This window comes from Ensifer sp. Root423, assembly GCF_001426275.1.
Classification (GTDB): domain Bacteria; phylum Pseudomonadota; class Alphaproteobacteria; order Rhizobiales; family Rhizobiaceae; genus Ensifer; species Ensifer adhaerens.
Map to the genome: position 1 here is coordinate 68,467 of NZ_LMEG01000005.1, position 13,316 is coordinate 81,782.

The following is a 13,316-nucleotide window of genomic DNA, read 5'->3' on the forward strand; positions in this document are numbered from 1 at the left end:
TATTAAATTGTAAATTAATACTCCTTAAAGGAGTCCTTGATCGACACAGAACGGCTCTACGCAGGGTCTCAGCCGAGCAGCTTTTCGATCGTCTCGTGCAGCCGCGGGAGCCCGCCCGGCGTCCAGCCGAGCGCGCGCAGACGGCCACAGTCCATCGCGTTGAATTCGGTCAATGCGGCCGGTTCGGGCAGGTCGTTCATACAACCGGTGATTTGGCGAACGATTTCCAGAATGATGCTGTTGTCGACGAGGATATCGGAGACGTTGAAGACCGAAACCGGCAAGCGGCGCGTTTCCGCTTCGAGCACGAGGCGCACGGCGGCTGCGACATCGTCGCCATGCACTTCCGTGCCGGCCCGCGGTGCAACCGGGCGGCCCTGCAGATAGTCGTCGAACAGGGCCTGCCATTTGTGCGACGCCCCGTTGCCCGGTGCTCCGTAGACGCCGGTGACGCGTAGGCTTGCTGTCCTGAAGTCGTCCGTGCCCAGCAGTTCTAGTTGCCGCTCCGCCGCAAGCTTGAGCGCGCCATAGAGGCTCTCGGGATGGCAGGTCGATCCCTCCGACAGCACGGCGCCTGCTGGGTGCGTTCCGTAGACGGCGCGGCTCGACAGGAAGATGCAGCGACCTACGCCCTGTTCGCGTGCCGTTTCGAAAAGCCGGACCGAACCATCGAGATTGGCGCGGCGGAAGCTCTCGGGATCATCGCCTTCGCCGCCTCGATATCGGCCAGGGATGTGCTGGAAGGCGGCATGGACGAAACACTGGACATTGCCAAAGGCCGCGCTGTGATCGCTCGTCGGATCGAGCGACAGGGGCACGAAACCAACAGGCCCGCTGAAGAAGGTGTTTGGGCCCCGCGTGCGACCGCCGATCACAACCTCGTACCCCGCCTGCAGCAGATGCTCGACGATGAAGCGGCCGACGAAGCCCGTGCCGCCGGAGACAAGCACGCGGGTCATCGGCGGACCGGGTTGGTGAGCGATGCGATGTCCGGAATATCGTCTCCTGTCAGGTAGCCATGCCAGAGATCGATAAGCGGCTGCAGGGCCTCCCTGCGCGGATGATCCGTCTCCCAGGGCTTTTCATACTGGTAGTGCAGCACGCCGATTGAGCCCCAGTCCCAGAGTTCGGGCAGGTTGAACCAGACATATTGCAGCATGTTCATCGTCACTGGCAGACCGTGCCAGTCCGGGAAGAAGGCTTGCAGGAAGGTCTGGTCGGTGCGCGGCCAGAAGGCGTCCGGCGCATCAAGCTGGGTGATCATCCTGTCGAAGGTCGCCATTGACGGTTCGGCGACGAAGACGCCGGAATTCAGCCGATGAAAGTCCGCAAGGCTTTCGTAGACATTGGGGGCAGCGGAGAATTCCGGATAGGCAAACAGCCGGTCGATGTTCCGGAGCACGACCGCATCGGCGTCGATGAAGACGCAGCGCCGATATTCGGTAAGCTGCCAGAGCCGGAGCTTGCAGAAGTTGTCGAGCGGCGAGTGGAAGTCGGGCTTTCGGCCTTTCGTGAAGGGCGCCTTATCATGCACGTTCCGGCGCTGGTGGCGCGCGTTGAAGGCGTCGGAAAGCGGCAGAAGGTTGGTCTCCACCAGCCGGCAGCCGAATTCGGCAAGCGGCGCCAGTACATCGACAGAAACGCCGCCCGTGTGCAGCACGACGATATCGGCCCTCGTGCCCGTGCGTGTTATGGAGCGCGCCAGTGCGCGGGCGCCAAGCGCATAATCGGCATTGGTGACGAGCGTCACATAGGCATGGTCGGCTTGGGGAGGCGAGGAGGGGCGGAGCCCCTCCGAAGGATCGTTCGATGTCATGAAACGGATTTCAGCCGCTTGCCCTCTGGGTCGTGGTTGATCAGCGGCGCGATGTCCTTGGTCCAGGCGGAGACGGCGGGCACGCGCGTTCTGTCGACACGATAGGCGAATTTCTTGGCGACATCGACGATTTCCGAAAGCAATCCGTCCTGCAGCCGCGTCGGGTTGAGACCGAGGCTCAGGAATTTCTCGTTGTGCACGACGAGTTCGTTCTCGGCAGCTTCCTTGCGCGGGTTCGGCAACCGGGCGATCTCGGCCCCCGATATCGAGGCGATCATTTCGGCGAGATCGCGCACCCGGTGGGTCTCGGTCATCTGGTTGAAGATCTCGACACGGCTGCCGCGCGCCGGTGGGTTCGTGAGCGCCAGCTCGATGCATCGCACCGAATCCTGGATGTGAATGAAGGCGCGGGTCTGGCCGCCGGTGCCGTGCACGGTCAGCGGATAACCGATTGCCGCCTGGATGAGGAAACGATTGAGCACGGTGCCATAGTCGCCGTCATAGTCGAAGCGGTTGATGAGCTGGGCGTGGCGGCGCGTCTGCTCGGTATGCGTACCCCAGACGATGCCCTGGTGCAGGTCGGTGATCCGAAGCCCGTCGTTCTTGGCATAGAACTGGAAGAGCAACTGATCCAGGCACTTGGTCATGTGGTAGATCGAGCCGGGATTGGAGGGGTAGAGGATCTCCTGGCTGACGGTCTCGCCGCCCATCGTTTCGATGCCGACAGGCAGATAGCCCTCGGGGATCGCCGCGCCGATGGTGGAGTAGCCGTAGACGCCCATGGTGCCGAGATGCACGAGGTGGGCGTCGAGGCTGAGTTCGACCAGCGCGTTCAGAAGATTGTGCGTGGCGTTGACGTTGTTGTTGACCGTGTAGTTCTTGTGGCGGTCGCTCTTCATCGAATAGGGCGCGGCACGCTGTTCGGCAAAATGCACGATGGCGTCAGGGCGATGGTCGGCGAGCCAGTTCTTCAGGAGTTCGTAGTCGCGGGCGAGATCGATCAGGTTGAAATGGATGCGCCGGCCGGTTTCGGCATGCCAGATACGCGTGCGTTCCTGGATCGAATCCATCGGCGTCAGCGATTGCACGCCCAGTTCCGTATCGATCCATCGGCGGGAGAGATTGTCGAGGATATGAACGTCGTGACCGGCATCGGACAAATGAAGGGCCGTGGGCCAACCGACGAAACCGTCGCCGCCGAGAATCGCAATCTTCATGCACGTTCTCCTGATCGCAAAGGAAGTCCGTCACGTGATAGGATAGGATTGTGACAAGGCTGCAATGCTTGCAAACGGCTTTTTGTTCCTGCACAGGAAACGGGAAATTCTTTCGGAGAAAAGTATGTCCCTGATTTCGCTCGCAGGCGAACTGACCGAAAACGGCCATCAGCTGATCCAGCGCGTCTATTACGAAGACACCGACTTTTCCGGCGTCGTCTATCACGCCCGCTACCTGCATTTCATGGAGCGCGCCCGCACCGATTTCCTGCGGCTGCTCGGCGTCGAGCAGGCAACGCTGGCGATCGAGGGCGACAGCGAAGGCCTCGTCTTCGTCGTCCATCGCATGGAGATCGACTTCAAGCTGCCGGCGCGCATGGATGACATCCTGACGATTACCACCGTCACCGAGAAGGCCGGCGGCGCCAAGATGGTGCTGCAGCAGGAGATCCGCCGCGGCGAGCAGTTGCTGATCGCCGCCAAGGTGATCATCGCCGTGATCAACGGCCAGGGTCGGCCACGGCGGCTGCCCGAGGCGCTCGCCTACAAATTCCATCATGCGAAGGAGAGCGCGGGCTAGAGCTCTCCTTCAGTCGAACGGAGACACGGCGCCCCTTCCAGGGGCGTTTTTCGTTGGTGGACGCGCGTTTTCACTGCATTCGATTCAGTGCATTGACAATAATACGTACGTACGTATTATTTCGCCATGTCCAGAAAATCGATACGCGAAAATCTTCTGAAGGCGGGCGATCAGCTCGTATGGAACACAGGCTACGCCGGGACCGGCGTACGCGACATCGTCGAGGCTGCGGGCGCCCGTCCTGGGTCCTTCACCAATCACTTCACGTCCAAGGAAGACTTCGTCATCGAGGTGCTCGATCGCTACTTCGCCTATGTCTCGGGCCTCGTGGAAGAGGCGCTTGGCGACAGAAGCGTGCGCTCCGTCGACCGGTTGCGTCGCTACATCGACCTCATCACCGGCAAGCTGGCTGACGCCGACTACAGCCGCGGCTGCATGATCGGCAATCTCAGCCTCGAAGCCTCCTTCGACAATGAACGGCTCAGGGCGCATCTGTCGAAACTCTTTGCGACCTGGCGCGGTCCCTTCGAGGCCTGCATCGCCGAAGGGCTGGAGAAGGGCGAAATCGCTCCGCTCGGCTCGGCGGCCGAGCTTGCCGACTTCCTGCTCAGCGCCTGGCAGGGGGCCATGCTGCGCATGAAGGTCGATCGCAGCCCGGCGCCGCTTGCAACGTTCAGGACGATCGTTTTTTCAACCGTGTTTGATGGAGGGAAGCATGCGTGAAGAGGCATTCGCAGCGGGCAAGTCATTCGTCGACATTTTCGGATCGTCGATGGCCTATATCGAAAAAGGCACGGGACCGACGGTCCTGTTTCTCCACGGCAACCCGACGTCGTCCTATATCTGGCGGAACATCTTGCCGCATGTGACACCGGTCGGGCGCTGCGTTGCACCGGATCTGATCGGCTATGGCCAATCCGACAAGCCCGACATCGACTACACCTTCCTCGACCAGTTCCGCTATCTCGAAGCCTTCATCGAAAAGGTCGCTCCCGGTCCACTTTTCCTGGTCGCGCAGGATTGGGGAACGGCGCTTGCCTTCCACTTTGCCGCACTCAATCGGGAGAAGGTGCTCGGCCTCGCCTTCATGGAATATATCCGGCCGGCTGAAACTTATGAGGCGTTTCATCAAAAGCCTCAGGCCCGCGAACTGTTCAGGGCGTTCCGAACTGAAGGCGTCGGCGAGCGGCTGATCCTGGAGGAAAACGTCTTCATCGAACGGGTCGTACCGAACGCGATCCTGCGTCAACTGAACGACGAGGAAATGGCTGCTTATCGGGCACCGTTTCCGGATCCATCTTCCCGCCGCCCCGTGCTGCGCCTGCCGCGTGAACTGCCGATCGAGGGCGCGCCTTCTGAGTTCTACGCTATCAGTACGGCAGATCACGCCACGCTTCGCGCCTCAGGATATCCCAAGCTATTGTTCTCGGGCGACCCTGGTGCGCTCATCTCACCGGCGGAGGCGGAAGCTTATGCCGACGAGCTTGCGAATTGCCGCCTGGTGAAACTCGGCGCGGGCGCGCACTACCTGCAGGAGGATCATCCGCACGCGATCGGGACGGCATTACGTTCGTGGATCGAGGGATTGCGCGGGGCGTCGGCGGCCTAGTCCGCCTCGTTCACGCCGATCTTGCCCAGGATCGTCTTGGTCAGGGATTGCCTGATCTTGGACACATCCTGCCAGGGGTCTGCGCCATTTTCGATCCGCTCGAGGATGTCCGGGATGTGGAAGCTGTTGGCCGACTTGAGATCGGCAAGTTCATCCCAGTTGATGGGCGTCGCCACCGGTCCGTCAGCGCGCGCCCGGGTCGAGTAGGGGGCAATGGCGGTCGCGCCGCGCTCATTCCTCAGCCAGTCGATGAAGATGCGTCCTTTGCGCTTTTCCTTCGACATGGTGGCGATGAACCGGTCCGGTTCGCGATCGGCGAAACCTTGCGCAAAGGTCTTGGCGAAGGCCTTGGCTTCCGGCCAGCTGGCGCGGGCCGTCAGCGGCACGATGACATGGACGCCCTTGCCGCCCGTGACCATCGGAGCCGATTTCAGCCCGATCTCATCGAGCGCATCGCGCAAGGCCACGGCCGCACCCTTGACCATCTCGAAGTCGAGACCCTCGTCAGGATCAAGGTCGAAGACCAGTCGATCGGGGATCTCCAGCTTGTCGACATGCGATCCCCAGATATGGAACTCCAGCGTGCCCATCTGGACCGCAGCGACCAGCCCCTTGGCGTCGCGCACATACATGTAGTTTTCCGTTTCGCCGGAGCTTTCCTCGACGGGGACTTCCTTGATCTCGTCGGGAAAACCGTCGCTCGCATGTTTCTGGTAGAAGCGCGGACCCTTCACGCCCTGCGGCGCACGCACGAGCGACAGGAGACGCTCGGCGGCATGGGGCAATATGCGATCGGCGACGACGGCGTAGTAGCGGGCGAGATCGAGCTTGCTGATGCCCTGGTCAGCAAACAGGACGCGATCCGGATGAGTGATGCGCACCCCAAGCACGGTTTCGTCCGATATGGCTTGCTTCGCCTTTGCCGGCTTTGCTGCTTTGTCCTTGGGCTTCGTTGCGGTTTTGGATGTTTTGACTGTCACGGCCTTCGCCTCCTTGTCCTCCCCCTTTGAGGTCCAGACATGCTTCTTGCGTTCGCCCTTCCCATCGGCAATCTCGGCCATGGTGCGGCCGGTGCTGACGCTCGTCAGATGGTTCTCCAGCAGAACGTTGCCATCCTCGGCGGCAATTTCGTCACCCTCCTTGATCAGCAGCCAGTTCTCGCGCTTTTCACCGGGGCGTGACCGCATCCGCACCAATGCCCACCCGCCTTGCATCCGCTGACCGTGAAGATGGAATGTCAGCTTGCCCTCGCGCAAGCCCTCGTCCGGATCGTTTTCCGGCTCCCACCAGCCGCTGTCCCACAACATGACGGTGCCGCCGCCATATTGCTTTTCGGGGATTGTGCCTTCGAAATCGCCATAGGCCAGCGGATGATCCTCGGTTCTGACAGCTAGTCGCTTGTCTTCCGGATTGAGGCTTGGTCCGCGGGTGACCGCCCAGCTCTTCAAGACACCGTCCCATTCCAGCCGCAAGTCGTAGTGGAGCCGGGTGGCGTCATGCTTCTGCACGAGAAAGCGCATGCGGCCGGACCGGCCGCGACCAAGCTTGCCCTTTGGTTCGCGCGTCTCGCCGAAGTTGCGGCGTTTGTTGTATTCGGCAAGCGGGCTGCGAAGGGACGCCATCACCCGCCTCCACGGAGACCCCGGACGGTCGGCGCGTCCTTAGCCAGAATTGCGGACCGGGCCGCATCGAGGGCGAGGACCCGTTCGATGCGAACAATGTCCTCCTCGGTCACCACGGGAACCGGATCGGAGATGATGGCCTGGAGGATTTCCAGCGACACGACGCCGTGGGAGTGCGTCCTCCAGGGCGGCGCGGGTTTCCCGCTCGGCCTTGAGCTCGGCGCAAAGGGCGAGGATCAATCGGTCCCGGGGATCAAGGTCCGGTGAGGACTTTCCTTCGCTTCGTTGTCCTGTCGTTCGTTGGGCCATCCCTAGGAACGTACTCGGCAACGCTTAAGTTCCGACCGCCGGGTGATACTGCAAAGACACACGACGGTAACGGTCTCTTAACCATAATGGTGTCTTAATCATCGCATCAGGATTTGTGCAGTGCACGTCATCCTTTGACCAAAATTGACGGCAAGAAGGCAACCTAAAGCTAATTGAGGTCGCGATGGTGCGATCTGCGGCGGTGCCGGGCACTCTTGCAAACAGGACGTTTGGGCTACCCGGTCACGAGCATGAACCGCTCTTGCCGGGTGTTTGGATTCGGGGACTGAAGACGATGGAACAGGTTGGATTGGCCGCGGCAACACACGATGTGAGCCTTTGGTCGCTATTCATGCAAGCGGGCTTCGTCGTGAAGCTGGTCATGCTGGGGCTGGTCGCAGCCTCCGTCTGGACCTGGGCGATCGTCGTCGACAAGACGCTGAACTACGGCCGCGTCCGCCGCCAGCTCGACAGCTTCGAGCAGGTGTTCTGGTCCGGCCAGTCGCTGGAAGAACTCTACCGCACGCTCGCCGACCGCCAGACGGCCGGCATGGGTGCGATCTTCGTGTCCGCCATGCGCGAATGGAAGAAGAGCTTCGAGCGCGGCGCCCGTTCGCCGATCGGCCTGCAGATGCGTATCGACCGCGCCATGGACGTGACGCTCGCCCGGGAATCGGAATCGCTGGAAGCCCGTCTCGGCTCGCTCGCGACCATCGGTTCGGCCGCCCCGTTCATCGGCCTTTTCGGTACGGTCGTCGGTATCATGACCTCGTTCCAGGCGATCGCCGGTTCGAAGTCGACCAACCTTGCGGTCGTGGCGCCCGGTATCGCCGAAGCACTGCTCGCCACCGCGATCGGCCTGCTCGCCGCTATCCCCGCGGTTATCGCCTACAACAAGTTCTCGGCCGACGCCGGCAAGCTGTCGGCACGCATGGAAGCTTTCGCCGACGAATTCTCCGCCATCCTGTCGCGGCAGATCGACGAGAAGCTGCAGAACCCGCGCCAGGCCGCGCAGTAATCGCCAGAGAGTACGGAGACCACGCTGATGGGTATGTCGGTTGGCGGAGCCAAGGGTTCGGGTGGCGGACGTCGTCGCCGCGGCGGCAAGAAAGCCATGATGAGCGAGATCAACGTGACGCCGTTCGTCGACGTCATGCTCGTGCTCCTGATCATCTTCATGGTGGCAGCACCGATGATGACGGTCGGCGTGCCGATCGATCTGCCGGAAACGCAGGCAAAGGCGCTCAATTCCGATACGCAGCCGATCACTGTCTCGGTCAACCCGGCAGGCGAGATCTACCTGCAGGAAACCGCGATCGCCATCGACGAAGTGGTGCCGAAGCTCGAGGCGATCGCCACCACCGGCTACAACGAGCGCATCTATGTGCGCGGTGACACCAATGCCGACTACGGCACGGTCATGAAGGTCATGGCCCGCATCTCGGCCGCCGGTTTCAAGAACCTCGGCCTCGTCACGCTGCAAGAACAGGAAAAGTGATCGTCCACGATGAAGGGCAGTCTCGCTACATCTGCTGTCCTCCACGCCATGGTCTTGACCTGGGCGCTGGTGTCGCTTGGCAGCCCGGCTGACTTCCAGGTCGCCGACGTCGAGGCTTTGCCTGTCGACATCGTTCCCTATTCGGAGATGACGCAGGTTCAGCAGGGCGACAAGAAGGCGCCGAAGAAGGAGACCTCGTCGCCGGTTCCGACCAAGCGGCCGGAGACCAACCAGCCTGCCGAAAACATCGGCGACAACGATACCGACCTGAAGACGCCGCCGACGCCGAACGCCAAGCCGTCGAAGAGCGAAGCCACGGCCTCTCCGGAAAAGAACGAGAAGCCCGAGCCGACGCCCGATCCGGTCGAGCAAGAGATCAAGAAAGTAGAGGAATCCAAGCCCGCCTCCGAACCTGCGACCGAAGTTGCCGCTCTGCCCGAACCGAAGCAGGAAGTGAAGCCGGAGACGAAGCCGGAGCCGGCACCCGCCGAGGAAAAGCCGGCCGAGAACCCGGAAGCCGAAGCGCTACCTGAGAAGGTGCCGACGCCGGCGGCAAAGCCGAAGGTCGAAAAGCCCGCCCAGAGCGCCAAGACGCCAGACCGCAAGAACGAGGCGACGCCGAAGGAACAGAAGAAAGCTGCCTCCACCGAGGAAAGCAAGTTCAACGCCGACGAGATCGCCGCCCTTCTCAACCGGCAGGATCCCTCCGCCGGTGGTGCCAAGCGCTCGACACAGGAAGCGGCGCTCGGCGGCAAGAAAACCATTGGTGTGGGCTTGAGCGCCAACGAGATCGATGGCGTCAAGGGCCAGATCCAGGGCAACTGGTCGCTGACGCCAGGCCTGACCGGCGTCGAGGAAGTGCGTGTCACGGTGCGCGTGCAGCTGGATCCCGCCGGCAATATCGTCGGCACACCCGAGGTTACCGCAACCGGCGGTCCGGAAGGTACGCGCCGTGCCGTTGAAAGCAGCACCTTGCGCGCGATCCGCCGTTCGGCCCCGCTACAGAACCTCCCGCCTGAAAAATATGAGGGCGAAAAAGGATGGAATACCCTCGTGCTGAATTTCGACCCCTCGGAATTCGCACTCTAGAGCTGCCGGGATTGGAACCCATGCCGGATAGCAAACCACCCCTGCAAACCCTTCGTACGAAGCTGAAAGGCTTGTCCCTATGATCAAGGTCTCTCTTTTCCGCGCCCTGATGGTGGCCGCGGGCATGTTAGCCGCCGTCGTGGCGGCGGTGACACCGGCAAATGCTGAAGTTGAAATCAACATCAACAAGGGCAACGTCGAACCGCTGCCGATCGCTGTCACGGACTTTCTCCAGGGCGAACTCGGCCAGAAGATTTCCGACGTGGTTGCGGCGGACCTGAAGCGTTCGGGCCTGTTCGCGCCGATCAACAAGGGAGCGTTCATCGAGAAGATCAGCAATCCGGATGCGACGCCGCGTTTCGAGGACTGGAAGGTCATCAACGCGCAGGCGCTCGTCACCGGCCGCGTGACGCAGGAAGGCGACGGCAGGCTGAAGGCCGAGTTCCGCCTGTGGGATACGTTCGGTAACAAGCAGATGACCGGCCAGCAGTTCTTCACCCAGCCGGAAAACTGGCGCCGCGTGGCCCACATCATCGCCGACGCCATCTATCAGAGCGTCACCGGCGAAAAGGGCTATTTCGACACCCGCATCGTCTATGTCGCCGAAAGCGGCCCGAAGACGGCACGCAAGCGTCAGCTCGCCATCATGGACCAGGACGGCTTCAACGCCCGTGCGCTCACCAATTCCAACGACATCGTTCTGACGCCGCGCTTCTCGCCGAACCGCCAGGAAGTCACCTACATGTCGTTCGAAAACCAGCAGCCGCGCGTTTACCTGCTGCAGCTGGAAACCGGACAGCGCGAGGTCGTCGGCAACTTCCCCGGCATGACCTTCTCGCCGCGCTTCTCGCCGGATGGCCAGCGGGTCATCATGAGCCTGCAGCAGGACGGCAACGCCAACATCTACACAATGGATCTGCGCTCGCGCACCACGACGCGCCTGACCAACACCGCCGCGATCGATACCGCCCCGTCCTATTCGCCGGATGGCAGCCAGATCGCCTTTGAAAGCGACCGCGGTGGCCGCCAGCAGATCTACGTCATGGGTGCCGACGGTTCCGGCCAGCGCCGCATCTCCTTCGGCGACGGCTCCTATTCGACGCCGGTCTGGTCTCCGCGTGGCGACCTCATCGCCTTCACCAAGCAGTCGGGCGGCAAGTTCTCGATCGGCGTGATGAAGACCGACGGTTCGGGCGAACGTATCCTGACCACCGGCTTCCACAACGAGGGTCCGACCTGGGCGCCGAATGGCCGTGTCCTGATGTTCTTCCGCCAGGGTGCCGGTTCCGGCGGACCGCAGCTCTATTCGATCGATCTGTCGGGTTACAACGAGCAGCTGATCCAGACGCAGGGCTTCGCATCCGACCCGGCCTGGTCGCCGCTGCTCGAGTAGTTCACGTGGCTTTGGATCGTCCGATCCAAAGCCAGTAACGTGATCGCCTCTCGTCCGCTTAAGGGCGGGAGGCCGGCGGAAAGCCGCCTCTTTTTTTCCTGATCCCGCTGCAGGCTGATCCGATTTGCGGCGGGAAAATGTGGCAATGATGCCGCTTTCTCGCCGCAAAGTGCTGGTCTAGCAGGGCCCGAGCCGAAATTATCGATTTGTTAACCATAACTGTTGAATAGCGATTAACCGCTTCCGGTTACAGTCTGGCAACCGTGAATTCAGACACTTCTCAAGGAGACCGGCGTATGAGCCGAATTGACACCCCGGCCGCAGGCCGCATGCAGACCATCGCTCGCAACCCGGTCATGATCGCCCTGGTCATGACGCTTGCCCTGGCTGGCTGTGCATCGAAGAAGAACCTGCCGGGCAGCGCTGGCGAACTCGGTCTCGGTGGCGCCGGTTCGGCAACGCCGGGCTCGCAGCAGGACTTCACCGTCAATGTCGGCGACCGCATCTTCTTTGACACCGACTCCACCTCGATCCGCGCCGACGCGCAGCAGACGCTCGCTCGTCAGGCCCAGTGGCTTGCCAAGTACCCGAACTACGCGATCACCATCGAAGGCCATGCCGACGAACGCGGCACGCGCGAGTACAACCTGGCGCTCGGCGCCCGCCGTGCGGCCTCGACCCGCGACTACCTGATCAGCCAGGGCGTTCCGTCGAACCGCATGAAGACGATCTCCTACGGCAAGGAAAAGCCGGTCGCCGTTTGCGACGACATTTCCTGCTGGTCGCAGAACCGCCGCGCCGTTACCGTTCTCGGTGGCGCCGGCATGTAATGATGCCGCGGCCGCGCGCATTGTGTGGCCCGCAATCGCGACTTGATCCCAGGAGGCGTTGCGTGTTCCGGAGATCACAGATCGCTAAATTAAAAGGGCGGCCCTTGGCCGCCCTTTGCTTTTTTACCACACTTTGGCCGAACTCCGTTGCTTTTTCAGGGCAATTGGAAAACTGTGCGGCAATCACCCAGATGACTCGGCGAGATGTATTGCGGGCCCCTGGTCAAGGGTGGGACAACCGGTATTCGAACAGGACAAATGAAATGAAGAAATTTGTCGTGGCGGGCCTGATCGGTCTTGCGACCCTTGCGGGTCTCGGCCAGACGGCGAACGCCATGCCTCTTTCAGGGCTGCTGGCCCGAACGACTGAGACCAACAGCGGCGCGCAGAACCTGCCCGTCGTAAAGGTGCAGTCGGCCGAAACCGCACGGATTGGCCAGCTCGAAGAACAGATCCGCTCGCTTAACGGGCGTATCGAGGAAATGAGCTTCCAGCTCTTGCAGATGCAGGAGCAGATCCGGAAGTTCCAGGAGGACAACGAGTTCCGCTTCCAGGATCTGGAAAGCGGCAAGGCCTCCCCCAAGAAGAGCGGCGCTCTGCAGACGCCGAAAACCAGCGATCAGGCGTCCGTCACCCCGGGGGTGACGGATAGCCAGACCATGGCGCCCGCAGCCGGCGGCAACGACATGGCGTCTTCGGGCGTTTCGCCCGGAGCAAGCCAGGGCGGCAACGGCGCGGCCCCGCCGTCGACACTCGGACAGATCGTGTTCGACGAGAACGGCAATCCGGTCGCAGCGACGACGGATGGGCGGCCGGGCGCAAACGCCACGCTTCCCGGCGTCGATTCCGGCGCACCGGCCGACGGCGGCTTGAACAGCAATCCCGGCAGCCAGCAGACTGCATCGCTCGACAATCCCGGCGACCTCTACCAGTCGGCCTACGGTCATGTCCTTTCGGGGGACTACAGCACTGCCGAGCAGGAATTCGGCGACTACCTGGCCGCGTTTCCGAAGGGCGACAAGGCAGCCGATGCCAGCTTCTGGCTGGGTGAAGCCCAATATTCGCAAGGCAAATACAGCGACGCCGCCAAGACCTTCCTGAACGCGCATCAGGCCCACGGCAAATCGCCGAAGGCGCCCGAAATGCTGTTGAAGCTCGGCATGTCGCTCGGTGCGCTCGACAACAAGGAAACCGCCTGCGCGACGCTGGGCGAGGTCAACAAGCGCTATCCCAAGGCCTCGCCTGCGGTGAAGGCGAAGGTGACGAGCGAGCAGAGCCGCTTTGGCTGCTGAGGCTCCAGCGCCGACAGCCGTTGTCGAAACGGCAAAACGATTTCTCGCCTCCTGTCTTCGC

The 13,316-nt window shown here is 61.9% G+C and carries 13 protein-coding genes and 1 pseudogene; 9 read left to right on the forward strand and 5 right to left on the reverse strand.

Going from position 1 to position 13,316, the window contains the following annotated elements:
* Nucleotides 1-68 precede the first annotated feature (68 nt).
* From ASD01_RS07885 to ASD01_RS07895, 3 genes are read right to left on the reverse strand one after another with little or no spacing between them, the layout of a single operon-like run.
* Complete coding sequence (locus ASD01_RS07885; RefSeq protein WP_034806222.1) at nt 69-959, reverse strand: NAD-dependent epimerase/dehydratase family protein; 891 nt, start codon at nt 957-959, stop codon at nt 69-71.
* Nucleotides 956-1,816 (reverse strand): glycosyltransferase, encoded by an 861-nt coding sequence (locus tag ASD01_RS07890; protein WP_034806225.1) that lies wholly within the window; start codon nt 1,814-1,816, stop codon nt 956-958. The genes ASD01_RS07885 and ASD01_RS07890 overlap by 4 nt, the downstream gene beginning before the upstream one ends.
* Entirely contained in the window at nt 1,813-3,033 is a 1,221-nt protein-coding gene (locus ASD01_RS07895; protein WP_034806229.1) for an NAD-dependent epimerase/dehydratase family protein, read from the reverse strand. The genes ASD01_RS07890 and ASD01_RS07895 overlap by 4 nt, the downstream gene beginning before the upstream one ends.
* Nucleotides 3,034-3,157: 124 nt before the next feature.
* Between ASD01_RS07895 and ybgC the strand changes: the two genes are divergently transcribed.
* The 3 genes from ybgC (at nt 3,158) to ASD01_RS07910 (ending at nt 5,222) form a co-directional block, all read left to right on the forward strand.
* Nucleotides 3,158-3,613, forward strand: coding sequence for a tol-pal system-associated acyl-CoA thioesterase (gene ybgC, locus ASD01_RS07900; RefSeq protein ID WP_034806232.1), 456 nt, complete (start codon nt 3,158-3,160; stop codon nt 3,611-3,613).
* 126 nt (nt 3,614-3,739) lie between these two features.
* Nucleotides 3,740-4,336 carry a TetR/AcrR family transcriptional regulator gene (locus ASD01_RS07905; protein WP_034806234.1) on the forward strand — a complete coding sequence of 199 codons (597 nt, stop codon included), beginning with the start codon at nt 3,740-3,742 and terminating at the stop codon, nt 4,334-4,336.
* Nucleotides 4,329-5,222, forward strand: a complete 894-nt coding sequence (locus ASD01_RS07910) for a haloalkane dehalogenase (protein WP_034806237.1) — start codon at nt 4,329-4,331, stop codon at nt 5,220-5,222. The genes ASD01_RS07905 and ASD01_RS07910 overlap by 8 nt, the downstream gene beginning before the upstream one ends.
* Here the strand turns inward: ASD01_RS07910 and ligD are convergent.
* Both ligD and ASD01_RS36585 read right to left on the reverse strand, forming a co-directional pair.
* The gene (ligD, locus tag ASD01_RS07915) at nt 5,219-6,844 is read right to left on the reverse strand and encodes a non-homologous end-joining DNA ligase (RefSeq protein ID WP_034806240.1); all 1,626 of its coding nucleotides are present in this window, start codon (nt 6,842-6,844) and stop codon (nt 5,219-5,221) included. The genes ASD01_RS07910 and ligD overlap by 4 nt on opposite strands.
* Nucleotides 6,844-7,153 (reverse strand): annotated as a pseudogene (locus tag ASD01_RS36585) (hypothetical protein). Before ASD01_RS36585 ends, ligD begins: the two are co-directional and overlap by 1 nt.
* Before the next feature lie 295 nt (nt 7,154-7,448).
* On the opposite strand from ASD01_RS36585, the gene tolQ reads away from it, so the two are divergent.
* The 6 genes from tolQ to ybgF all read left to right on the forward strand — a co-directional run bounded on the left by tolQ (nt 7,449) and on the right by ybgF (nt 13,255).
* On the forward strand, nt 7,449-8,171 hold the full coding sequence (gene tolQ / locus ASD01_RS07920; RefSeq protein ID WP_034806243.1) for a protein TolQ: 723 nt from the start codon (nt 7,449-7,451) through the stop codon (nt 8,169-8,171).
* A 27-nt stretch (nt 8,172-8,198) separates the two neighbouring features.
* Nucleotides 8,199-8,651, forward strand: coding sequence for a protein TolR (tolR, locus tag ASD01_RS07925; protein WP_034806246.1), 453 nt, complete (start codon nt 8,199-8,201; stop codon nt 8,649-8,651).
* Between the two features lie 9 nt (nt 8,652-8,660).
* Nucleotides 8,661-9,740 carry a hypothetical protein gene (locus tag ASD01_RS07930; RefSeq protein WP_034806249.1) on the forward strand — a complete coding sequence of 360 codons (1,080 nt, stop codon included), beginning with the start codon at nt 8,661-8,663 and terminating at the stop codon, nt 9,738-9,740.
* 79 nt (nt 9,741-9,819) lie between these two features.
* On the forward strand, nt 9,820-11,133 hold the full coding sequence (gene tolB, locus ASD01_RS07935) for a Tol-Pal system beta propeller repeat protein TolB (RefSeq protein WP_034806253.1): 1,314 nt from the start codon (nt 9,820-9,822) through the stop codon (nt 11,131-11,133).
* A gap of 296 nt (nt 11,134-11,429) precedes the next feature.
* On the forward strand, nt 11,430-11,963 hold the full coding sequence (pal, locus tag ASD01_RS07940) for a peptidoglycan-associated lipoprotein Pal (RefSeq protein WP_034806256.1): 534 nt from the start codon (nt 11,430-11,432) through the stop codon (nt 11,961-11,963).
* A 263-nt stretch (nt 11,964-12,226) separates the two neighbouring features.
* Nucleotides 12,227-13,255, forward strand: coding sequence for a tol-pal system protein YbgF (gene ybgF, locus ASD01_RS07945; RefSeq protein WP_034806258.1), 1,029 nt, complete (start codon nt 12,227-12,229; stop codon nt 13,253-13,255).
* The last annotated feature ends 61 nt before the right edge of the window (nt 13,256-13,316 follow it).

Excerpts from the sequence above, each read along its gene's own strand:
- ASD01_RS07890 (WP_034806225.1), bottom strand. The coding sequence starts at position 1,816 with ATGACATCGAACGATCCTTCGGAGGGGCTCCGCCCCTCCTCGCCTCCC.
- tolR (WP_034806246.1), top strand. The coding sequence starts at position 8,199 with ATGGGTATGTCGGTTGGCGGAGCCAAGGGTTCGGGTGGCGGACGTCGT.
- tolB (WP_034806253.1), top strand. The coding sequence starts at position 9,820 with ATGATCAAGGTCTCTCTTTTCCGCGCCCTGATGGTGGCCGCGGGCATG.
- ASD01_RS07895 (WP_034806229.1), bottom strand. The coding sequence starts at position 3,033 with ATGAAGATTGCGATTCTCGGCGGCGACGGTTTCGTCGGTTGGCCCACG.
- ligD (WP_034806240.1), bottom strand. The coding sequence starts at position 6,844 with ATGGCGTCCCTTCGCAGCCCGCTTGCCGAATACAACAAACGCCGCAAC.
- ybgF (WP_034806258.1), top strand. The coding sequence starts at position 12,227 with ATGAAGAAATTTGTCGTGGCGGGCCTGATCGGTCTTGCGACCCTTGCG.
- ASD01_RS07910 (WP_034806237.1), top strand. The coding sequence starts at position 4,329 with ATGCGTGAAGAGGCATTCGCAGCGGGCAAGTCATTCGTCGACATTTTC.
- ASD01_RS07930 (WP_034806249.1), top strand. The coding sequence starts at position 8,661 with ATGAAGGGCAGTCTCGCTACATCTGCTGTCCTCCACGCCATGGTCTTG.
- pal (WP_034806256.1), top strand. The coding sequence starts at position 11,430 with ATGAGCCGAATTGACACCCCGGCCGCAGGCCGCATGCAGACCATCGCT.
- ASD01_RS07905 (WP_034806234.1), top strand. The coding sequence starts at position 3,740 with ATGTCCAGAAAATCGATACGCGAAAATCTTCTGAAGGCGGGCGATCAG.
- tolQ (WP_034806243.1), top strand. The coding sequence starts at position 7,449 with ATGGAACAGGTTGGATTGGCCGCGGCAACACACGATGTGAGCCTTTGG.
- ybgC (WP_034806232.1), top strand. The coding sequence starts at position 3,158 with ATGTCCCTGATTTCGCTCGCAGGCGAACTGACCGAAAACGGCCATCAG.
- ASD01_RS07885 (WP_034806222.1), bottom strand. The coding sequence starts at position 959 with ATGACCCGCGTGCTTGTCTCCGGCGGCACGGGCTTCGTCGGCCGCTTC.